General features: G+C 65.3%; 1 protein-coding gene. It reads left to right on the top strand.

Annotation, left to right across the window (positions count from 1 at the left end; genetic code table 11):
- The coding region (locus AC0L20_RS41020) for an acyl-CoA dehydrogenase family protein (protein WP_473295829.1) at nucleotides 1–274 on the top strand (274 nt) is incomplete at both ends.

The raw sequence follows: 274 nt of genomic DNA, 5'->3' as shown, positions 1-274 counted from the left end.
GTTATACCGTGGCGCGGGTCGAGGACAAGCTGGGTCAGCACGCCTCGGATACCTGCCAGATCCTGTTTGAAGACGTGAAGGTACCGCTCGCCAATCGTCTGGGGGAGGAGGGCGAGGGCTACCGGATCGCCCTGGCCAACCTTGAAGGCGGGCGCGTGGGCATCGCCGCGCAATCGGTGGGCATGGCCCGCGCCGCGTTTGAAGCGGCCCGTGACTACGCCCGCGAGCAGGAAAGCTTTGGCAAGGCCTTGATCGAACACCAGGCTGTGGCCTT

The organism is Bradyrhizobium sp. Kon58 (genome assembly GCF_055807455.1).
The sequence above is the reverse complement of the archived record's forward strand: the minus strand, read 5'-3'. Positions and strand labels throughout refer to the sequence as shown.